We start from the raw sequence: 7,679 nt of genomic DNA on the forward strand, positions 1-7,679 counted from the left end.
GCGCCTCGCCGCTGCCTGCTGCGGCGACGCGCGCCCGGACTGCCCGATCCTCGATGAACTCGCCGGCGACACGCCGCTGCCGCAGCCACGGCCGCCTGAAGACGCCGGCCCGGTGACGAGGACTCCGGGCTCGCGCCGGCGCTGATCCGGGCGCCGGGCGGTGCGTCAGCCGGTCCTGACCAGCTGCCGGCGCAGCTGCGTCTCGATCGCCGCCGGTTCCGCCGCCCGTCCGAAGCGCCAGCCCTGACCGTGCGCGCAGCCGAGCGCGGCGAGGCGCTGGTGCTGGTACTCGGTCTCGATGCCCTCGGCGACCACGGTCAGCCCCAGCTCGTCGGCGATCAGCAGGATCGCGCGCACCAGATCCGGTCCGTCGTGCGCGGGATCGAGGCGGCGCACGAAGGCGCGGTCGATCTTGATCGCATCGACCTGCAGCCGGCTCAGGTAGCTCAGCGACGAATAGCCGGTGCCGAAGTCGTCGAGGTGGATGGTCGCGCCGAGGCCGCGCAGGCAGGCGAGCAGGCGGTCGGCGTGGCCGAGGTCGGCGAGCAGGGCGGTCTCGGTGATCTCCAGATGGATCATGCCGGGGCCGATGCCGTGCTCGGCGAAGCAGGCAGCGACCTGTTCGCAGAAATCCGGCCGGCCGAGCTGGCGCGGCGACAGGTTCACGGCGATCGCCGGCGCCGCCTCGCCCCAGCGCGTGCGCCAGCTCGCCGCCTGCGCGCAGGCACTGGCGAGCGCCCAGGCCCCGAGTTCGGCGATCAGGCCGGTTTCCTCGGCGATCGGGATGAAGCGATCCGGCGCCACCGCGCCGAGCTCCGGATGCTGCCAGCGCATCAGCGCCTCACAGGCGACGATGCGGTCATCGGCGAGCGCGACGATCGGCTGGTAGTGCATCGCCAGCTGGCCGCGCTCCAGCGCGCGGCGCAGCTCGAACTCCAGACCGACGCGCTCCAGCACCTGCGCGCCGAGCGCGGCATCGAACAGCTCGCAGCGCGACTTGCCGGTCTGCTTGGCGCGGTACATCGCGATGTCGGCATCGCGCAGCAGCGCCTCGGCATCCTGGGTGCCGTCGCCGATGGCGATGCCGATGCTGGCACCGACCTGCACCTCGTGGCCGTCGATCGTCACCGGCCGGCGCACGCATTCGACGATGCGCGTGGCGATGCGCAGCGCCCGTCCGGCCTCATCGAGGCGCGTCAGCAGCACGGCGAACTCGTCGCCGCCGAGGCGCGCGAGCACGTCGATGCTGCGCACGCAGTCGCCGATGCGCTGCGCGATCGCGCAGAGCAGCTTGTCGCCGGCCTCGTGGCCGAGGCGGTCGTTGACCGGCTTGAAGTGATCGAGGTCGATGAACAGCAGCGCGCACGGGCGCTCGGGCTGGCGGCGCACGGCCGCCTGCGCGTGCGTGATGTGATCGATGAGCAGCGTGCGGTTGGCGAGTCCGGTCAGCACGTCGTGCAGCGCCGCGTGCTGCGCGCGCTCCTCGCTGTCGCGCAGCGCGTGCACGGCGTCGAGCGAGCGGTTGTACCAGCGCGTCAGCTCGCCGATCTCGTCGTCATTGGTGATGCCGAGGTGCTCGGCGCCGGCCGGGTCGCGCTCGAAGCGCTGCAGCTGGCGGATCACCGCGCGCAGCGGCGCGATGACCTTGGCGTGCAGCCGGATCGCCATCAGCAGCGCGAACAGCAGGCAGCCGGCGACCAGCCCGAAGCTCGCCCAGCGGATCGGTGCGACCGGCGCTGCCAGCGTGTCGAGCGGCACGAAGCCGGCGATGGTCCAGCCGAGCGTGACGGCGCGGGCATGCGCGAGCAGGTAGTCGTGTCCGGCGATGTTCACGCTGCGGCTGCCCTGCGCATCGCGCAGGGTTTCGAGCAGGGGCGTGGCCAGGCGCTCGCCGCGCAGCCGGGCATCGGGGTGGTACAGCAGCCGGCCGTCGCCATCGACGGCGACGAACCAGGCGCCGTTGCCGAGCGCGACATCGTCGAACTGGCGGGCCAGCTCGTCGGGGTCGTAGCTGACCAGCAGCAGCGCCACCGGCTCGCGGCGCAGCGTCTCGCGCTCGACCCGATACAGCAGGCGCGCGGCCGTGATCACCTTGCGGTAGGCCGAATGCACGTTGATGTTCGGGCCGATGCCGCTCCAGTGCACGGTGCGCCCGGAGCGCTGGGCGGCCTCGAACAGCCGCCGGCGCTGCTCCTCGTCGAGGCGCACGGCTTCGAGCGTGTCGCCGACGTGGTAATGCCGGCCGCCGGCGCCGATCAGGTCGATCGACACCAGGCCGCGCAGGCTGGAATAGCCGTTCAGGATGTAGCCGATGCGCGCCTGGGTCGCGAGCCGGTCGTAGGTGTCGGCGTCGGACTGTTCCTCGATCGCGGCGGCGGTGATCGCCTCGACGCCGGCGAGGTTGGCGAGCAGGCTCTCGACCTGCGCCATCTGCGCCTCGATGTAACGGCGCTGCGCCTCGACCGCGGCGGCAACCGAATGCGTGGCCTCGCGCAGCAGCGCATCGGCGGCCATGTGATAGGACAGAAAACCGGTCAGCAGCAGCGGCACCGCGCTCGCGGCCGCGAGGTACAGACCGATGCGCCAGGCGAGCGTCGCGCGGCGCAGCCAGCGGCGCGGATCAGCGTTCACCGGTGCGCCCGTCCGCGCCTCCGCCGTCAGGGCGCAGGACCAGCGTCACCGGCACCAGCGTGCGCGCCGGCAGCACCTCGCCGGCGAGCGCCCGCAGCGCGTAGCGCACGCCGGTCTCGCCCTGTTCGGCCGCCCGCTGGTCGACGGTCGCGTACAGCCAGCCCTGCGCCAGCGCCTCGCGCGCCTCGGGCAGCGCGTCGTAGCCGGTCACGCGCACGTCCGGCCGGCCGGCGTCCTTCAGGTAGCGGATCACGCCGAGCGCCATCATGTCGTTGGCGCAGACGACCAGGCGCAGCTCGGGGTGCTCGCTGAACTCGCGCTGCGCGACCTCGAAGGCCTCGTCGATCTTCCAGTGCGCGCTCTCGCTGGCGACGACCTGCACGGCCGGGTGTCTCGCCAGCGCCGAGAGCGCCCCGCGCCGGCGGGCCTCGGCGTTGGCGGCCCCGCGGATGCCTTCGAGCAGCAGCGTCGGCACCGGCCCCTGCAGCGAGGCGGCGGCCTGATCGGCGGCGAGGGCGGCACCGCGTTCGTTGTCGACCGTGACCAGCGGCACGTCGCCGAGGCCCGCCCGTTCGGCGAGCACCGGATCGAGCGGATTGTCGATGACGACCAGCCGGATGCCGGCATCGCGGGCCTTGCGCAGCACCGGGATCAGCGCCGCCGAATCGCCGGGGGCGATGACGATGGCGTCGGTGCGCTCGCGGATCGCGGTCTCGACGATCTCGATCTGCTGGTCGATCGAGGTCTCCTGCGCCGCCGCGCGCACCAGCAGCCGTGCTCCGGTCTCGGTCGCGGCCCGTCGTGCGCCGCGCTCCATGTCGACGAAGAACGGATTGGTCAGCGTCTTCATGACCAGCGTCACCTGCGGCCCGCCGGTTTCCGAAGGTCGCGGCACCGGCGGCGGGGCGTTCTGGGTCAGCGCGGCACTGCGGGTCTGCGGGGCCTCGCGCTCACAGGCGCCGAGCAGCAAAAGCATCGCTGCACCGGCGAAGGCGGCGAGCACGGCCAGGGAAGCGGAGCGCGAAGCAGCAAATCGGTGGTCCATCGGAGTCGGCTCGGCAACGGCGGCGGGCGGCGGGAAGCACAATCCCCAAGGTGGGGGGCATGGCCCTGGGCAACCGGGAGATGCTAGCGGTTTTTGCGCGATTCGCGGCCGGTGCGAACGGTTTTCCCGCGTTGCGGCCGCTCGGGGCCGCAGCGGTTCGTTCAGGAGGTGACGGCCGCGCGCGGGCGTCTCTCCGGTGTGCGCCGTCGCGTGGCCCGTGGGTGGCAACCGGTGCCGGAGCCGGTTCCGGCCGGAAGACGCTGATCTTAAATTGACCATCAGTCAAAAATGGACCAGAGTTCATGCATGACTGCGCCCACCCAGACCCGCAAGGCCCGCGAACGCGCCGCGCGCGAGCAGCTGATCCTCGATCACGCCCGGCACATGCTCGCCGCGCAGGGCTATCTCGACCTGAACCTCGACGAGCTCGCCCGGCGCGTCGAGTACTCGAAGGGCACGCTGTACCAGCACTTCAGCTCCAAGGAGGACCTGGTCATGGCCATCGCCGTGCAGGGCATGGAACTGCGCGCCGGGCTGTTCGAGCGCGCCGCGGCCTTCCGCGGCAGCAGCAGCCGCGAGCGCATCCAGGCCTTCTCGGTCGCCGCCGCACAGTTCAGCCACGAGTACCCGGATTACTTCGAGGTCGAGACCCTCGTGAAGATCGCGAGCTTCGCCGGCCGCGCCAGCGAGGAGCGCCAGAACGCGCTCGGCCTGGGCGTCGGACGCTGCTTCCGCGCCGTCAATGCCGTCGTGCATGCGGCGCTGGCCGCCGGCGACCTGCCGGCCGACGGCCTGCCACCGGAGCGCATCGTGTTCGCGATCGCCTCGGTCAGCATCGGCAGCGAGATCATGGGCCGGCTGCCGGCGCTGCGGCTGCTCGCCGGCATCGACGAGCTGGCCTGGACCGTGCGCGCAAACCAGTGCGTGCTGCTCGACGGCCTCGGCTGGCGGCCGCTGTCGCGCGACTTCGACATGGCCGCCGTCGACCGGCGCCTGCGCGCCGAGGTGTTTCCGGAGGCGACATGGCTGCAGGTCTGAGTCCGCGCAATCCGCATCCCTGCCTTCTCCCGGGGCCGCTGCGCCCTCGGGCATCCGCTGCGTCCGGCCCGGTCCGGCCGGCGGTGTCCGGCGGGCTTTCGTGTGCTCGTGATTTGACTGGAAGTCGAAAAATATCAGTCGGTGCAGCAGGCGCAGCAAGTACCGCGGGGTGGCCGGCATGAACTACATCGCCTGGCAGATGCTGACCGGCGATCGCGCCAAGTACTTCGCGCTGGTGTTCACGATCGCGTTCGCGTCCTTCCTGCTCGTGCAGCAGGTGTCGATCTTCGTCGGCATCCTCGAACGCACGGCCAGTCAGATCGTCGATGTCGCCGAACCGGACCTGTGGGTCATGGACCCGGCGACGCGCTACTTCGACGAGGTGCAGGCGCTGAAGTCGAACGACCTGTACCGCGTGCGCGGCGTGCCCGGCACGCAGTGGGCCGTGCCGCTGTACAAGGGCAATGCCCGCATGCGCGCCGCCGACGGCAGCTTCCGGCAGGTGATCCTGCTCGGCCTCGACGATGCGACGCTGACCGGCGTGCCGCGGCGCATGCTGCTCGGCTCCGCCGGGGCGCTGGCCGAGCCGGATGCGGTGATCCTCGATCGCGCCGGCTACCTGTTCTTTTTCCCCGGCGAGCCGCTCGTGCTCGGGCGCGAGTTCGAGCTGAACGACCGGCGCGCGAAGCTCGTCGGCATCGCCGAGGCCAGCGCGCCGTTCGTGACCTTCCCGGTGGTGTTCACGCGCTATTCGAACGCCGTCACCTACATCGGCCGCGAGCGCAACACGCTGTCCTTCGTGCTCGCGAAGGCCGCGCCGGGCGTGCCGGTCGCGGAGCTGGCCGCGCGCATCGGCGCGCAGACCGGGCTGGCGGCGCAGAGCGTCGACGGTTTCCGGCGCCAGACCATCCGCTTCTATCTCGCCAACACCGGCATTCCGGTCAACTTCGGCATCACCATCGTGCTGGCGGTGCTGATCGGCATGGTGGTCGCCGGCCAGACCTTCTACCTGTTCACGCTCGAAAACCTGAAGCAGTACGGCGTGCTGAAGGCGATCGGTGTCTCGGACGGGCGCATCGTCGCGATGATCCTGCTGCAGGCCTGCGTGGTCGGCCTGATCGGCTACGGCCTCGGCATGGGCCTGGTCGCGGCCTTCTTCGAGGTCATGCTCGGCTATCTGCCGGTGCGCGGCATCGTCGTGCAGCCGGTCGCGGCCATGGTCACCGGCGCCGTCGTGCTCGCGATCGTCGCGCTCGCGAGCCTGCTGTCGGTGCGCCGCGTGCTCGTGCTGGAGCCGGCCGCGGTGTTCCGCGGATGAGCGCGCCGGCGACCCCGGCCGTGCGCACGCAGGCGCTGACGCGCAGCTTCGGCGATGGCGACGAGTCGGTGCAGGTGCTGCGCGGCGTCGACTATCAGGCCGGATTCGGCGCGCTGAACTATCTGGTCGGCCCGTCTGGCTGCGGCAAGACCACGCTGCTGTCGATCGTCGCCGGCCTGCTCGAACCCGGCGACGGCGATCTCGAAGTGCTCGGCGAGCGTCCGCAGCGCTTCGGCGCCCGCGCCCGCGCGGCCTTCCGCCGCGAGCGGCTCGGCTTCGTGTTCCAGCAGTACCACCTGCTGCCGGCGCTGACCGCGGCCGAGAACGCCGCGGTGACGCTGATCGCCGCCGGCATGGCGCGCACCCGCGCCGTCGAGCGTGCCCGCGCGCTGCTCCATGAACTCGGTCTCGGCGGGCGCGCCGACGCGCTGCCGAAGCATCTGTCCGGCGGCCAGCAGCAGCGCGTGGCGCTCGCGCGCGCGCTGGTGCACGAGCCGCAGCTCGTGCTCTGCGACGAGCCGACCGCCGCCCTCGACGCCGAATCCGGCCGGCGGGTCGTGGAGCTGCTGCGCGCGGTCGCGGTGCGCCCGGATCGCGCCGTCATCGTCGTCACGCACGACAACCGCATCTTCGATTTCGCCGGGCGCATCGATCACATGGAGGACGGCCGCATCGTGAAGAGCGAATCGCGCATGCCGGCCGCTCCGGAGACCTCCGCATGAAGATTCCCGTCCTGCCGCTGCTCGCGGTCGCCGCGCTCGGCTTTGCCGTGATATCGATCAGCCGCACGCAGCCGGTGCATCCGCTCGCCGATCCGCCGTCGGCGCCGCCGGTCAGCCCGTACGCGCATGCGATCGGCGCGGTCGGGCTGGTCGAGCCGCCGGGCGAGGCGATCGCGATCGGCACGCATCTGCCCGGCGTCGTCGAGCGCGTCGAGGTCGCCGCCGGGCAGACGGTCGCCGCCGGGGCGCCGCTGTTTCGCATTGACCCGCGCCCGTACGCGAGCACGCTGGCGGTGCGCGAGGCCGCGGCCAAAGCCGCCGAGGCGGCCGTGCGCACCGCGCAGGCGCTGCTCGCCGATGCGAAGGCGCAGCAGGCGCACGTGCAGAAGCTCGCCGACCAGCGTTCGATCGCGACCGAGGAAGTCATCCGCCGCCGCTATGCGCTCGACGAGGCCAGTGCCCGCTACGACGAGGCGCGCGCGGTGGCCGAGCGCGCGCAGGCCGAGGTCCGCGATGCGCGCACCGAACTCGAACGCACGACGGTGCGCGCGCCGCTCGATGCCGTCGTGCTCGCCGTGAACCTGCGCGCCGGCGAGTTCGCGCCGGCCGGCGTGCCGGCCGAACCGCTGCTCGTGCTCGGTGCCCGCGGCGCGCTGCAGGTGCGCGTCGACATCGACGAGCACGAAGGCTGGAAGCTCGACCCGCAGCGCCCGGCCGTCGCACGCCTGCGCGGCAACGCGACGATCTCGTCGCCGCTCACGTGGGTGCGCACCGAACCGCTGGCGGTGCCGAAGCGTTCGCTGACCGGCGCGACCACCGAGCGCGTCGACACGCGCGTCGTGCAGGCGATCTACCGGATTGAAAACGCCGGTTTCCCGGTGCGGGTCGGGCAGCAGCTCGACGTGTATGTCGAGACGGCGGCGCC

General features: G+C 72.1%; 6 protein-coding genes. 4 read left to right on the forward strand and 2 right to left on the reverse strand.

What is annotated here, in order from left to right:
• Positions 1-165 precede the first annotated feature (165 nt).
• Together PKE44_RS12110 and PKE44_RS12115 are read right to left on the reverse strand one after the other, a co-directional pair.
• Positions 166-2,631, reverse strand: a complete 2,466-nt coding sequence (locus PKE44_RS12110) for an EAL domain-containing protein (protein ID WP_324551501.1) — start codon at positions 2,629-2,631, stop codon at positions 166-168.
• Positions 2,621-3,676 carry a substrate-binding domain-containing protein gene (locus PKE44_RS12115; RefSeq protein WP_324551504.1) on the reverse strand — a complete coding sequence of 352 codons (1,056 nt, stop codon included), beginning with the start codon at positions 3,674-3,676 and terminating at the stop codon, positions 2,621-2,623. The genes PKE44_RS12110 and PKE44_RS12115 overlap by 11 nt, the downstream gene beginning before the upstream one ends.
• A gap of 306 nt (positions 3,677-3,982) precedes the next feature.
• On the opposite strand from PKE44_RS12115, the gene PKE44_RS12120 reads away from it, so the two are divergent.
• From PKE44_RS12120 to PKE44_RS12135, 4 genes are all read left to right on the forward strand, one after another.
• On the forward strand, positions 3,983-4,714 hold the full coding sequence (locus PKE44_RS12120) for a TetR/AcrR family transcriptional regulator (RefSeq protein WP_324551507.1): 732 nt from the start codon (positions 3,983-3,985) through the stop codon (positions 4,712-4,714).
• A gap of 178 nt (positions 4,715-4,892) precedes the next feature.
• Positions 4,893-6,032 carry an ABC transporter permease gene (locus tag PKE44_RS12125; protein WP_324551509.1) on the forward strand — a complete coding sequence of 380 codons (1,140 nt, stop codon included), beginning with the start codon at positions 4,893-4,895 and terminating at the stop codon, positions 6,030-6,032.
• Positions 6,029-6,754 carry an ABC transporter ATP-binding protein gene (locus tag PKE44_RS12130; protein ID WP_324551511.1) on the forward strand — a complete coding sequence of 242 codons (726 nt, stop codon included), beginning with the start codon at positions 6,029-6,031 and terminating at the stop codon, positions 6,752-6,754. Before PKE44_RS12125 ends, PKE44_RS12130 begins: the two co-directional genes overlap by 4 nt.
• A partial coding sequence (locus tag PKE44_RS12135) for an HlyD family efflux transporter periplasmic adaptor subunit (protein WP_324551513.1) occupies positions 6,751-7,679 on the forward strand: 929 nt, incomplete at its 3' end. The genes PKE44_RS12130 and PKE44_RS12135, both read left to right, overlap by 4 nt.

The organism is Plasticicumulans sp., assembly GCF_035331805.1.
Taxonomy (GTDB): Bacteria; Pseudomonadota; Gammaproteobacteria; order Competibacterales; family Competibacteraceae; genus Plasticicumulans.